This is a genomic window from Arthrobacter sp. 10T425 (genome assembly GCF_056393985.1).
This window is the reverse complement of sequence record NZ_JBFTGZ010000084.1, coordinates 1-445: the sequence shown is the minus strand read 5'-3', so window position 1 is coordinate 445 and position 445 is coordinate 1. Positions and strand designations below refer to the sequence as shown.

The 445-nt window shown below is 61.3% G+C and carries 1 protein-coding gene; it reads right to left on the bottom strand.

Annotated features, from left to right (window positions below; translation table 11 throughout):
* Positions 1 to 428: alginate export family protein (locus AC1DDH_RS20630; protein ID WP_476956238.1), on the bottom strand; the 428-nt coding region annotated here is incomplete at its 3' end.
* Positions 429 to 445 lie beyond the last annotated feature (17 nt).

Here is a 445-nt window from a genome sequence, read left to right as displayed (position 1 = left end):
TACGTGCCCAGCTTTCCGTCGCGCGGATTGGTATCACCACTGCCGATGGTGGCCTTGATGCCCGCACGCGCCTTCCAGTCGGCGACGGAAAATCCATAGCCGGTGTCGGTGGAGAAGCCCCAGGCAAGCAAGTCCTGCGCGCCAAAACTGCCAAACTGTCCCAGGGCTTCCCAATCCCAGTCCCACTGACCGTGCGTGCCAAAGACCCGCCCACCAACGGAATGCCGTCGCTCCACGCCGGTTCCGATGCTGTACAGCGCGTGGTTGTTCTCGAAGCCAAGGTAGTAGACGTCGATGCCCGATGACGGCACAAAGGTCTTGGGGAAGGTCGAGTAGACGCCCCAAAAGGCCTGCGACTGATTGGGCCGATCGTCGAAATCGCCCGCCTTCAGCAGCACCGGCCGCGTAGCAAACGCATCGATCTTCACACCGCTGTTTGTAGCAC